Origin of the sequence: Paeniglutamicibacter antarcticus, from assembly GCF_039544305.1 — a bacterium.
Lineage (GTDB): Bacteria > Actinomycetota > Actinomycetes > Actinomycetales > Micrococcaceae > Paeniglutamicibacter > Paeniglutamicibacter antarcticus_C.
Map to the genome: position 1 here is coordinate 1 of NZ_BAABLK010000047.1, position 706 is coordinate 706.

At 61.9% G+C, this 706-nt stretch carries 1 protein-coding gene; it reads left to right on the forward strand.

All coding sequences use genetic code 11. The annotated features are described in order from the left end of the window. A partial coding sequence (locus ABEA12_RS14995) for an HNH endonuclease (RefSeq protein ID WP_345468796.1) occupies positions 1-693 on the forward strand: 693 nt, incomplete at its 5' end. Positions 694-706 lie beyond the last annotated feature (13 nt).

Sequence of the window (706 nt, forward strand, 5' to 3'; positions counted from 1 at the left end):
TCCATGATGAAACTCACCGGGATGCTTCCGGTCGAAGACGGGCTGGCCGTACGCCAAGCCCTCACCGAAGAATCCATGCGACTACGCAACAGCGGGGACCCCCGCACCTTGTCCCAGCTCATGGCAGACATCCTGGTCCAACGGGTCACCGGCAAGAACCCATGCCAGGGCGTTGGGATCATGCTCTACCTGGTGATGAGCGACCGGACCTTGTTCCAAGGCGGCAGCGACCCGGCGCACCTGCTGGGCTACGGCACCGTCCCCTCGACCTGGGCCCGGATCATGGTCGGAGGCACCGAACCGGCAGACCGGGAACGCTACCGCGCATTGGTGTCCCTCAAACGCCTCTACACCCACCCCGACACCGGGGCGTTGACAGCCATGGATTCCAGATCCCGCGAATTTCCCAAGTCCCTGAAGGACATGATCAACGTCCGGGACCAATATTGCCGCACCCCGTACTGCAACGCACCGGTCAAGGAATTCGACCACGTGATGCAATACAGCCGCGGGGGACCGACCAGCATCAACAACGGTGCAGCACGCTGCTCGGCCTGCAACCAAACCAAGGAACAAACCGGATGGGAAGAACACGTGGAGGACACCGGAGGCCGGCATACCTTGGTGATCACCACACCCACCGGGCATACCTATAGATCCACCGCACCACCACTACCCGGTACCCCCATCTAAGAAACGGAACGGC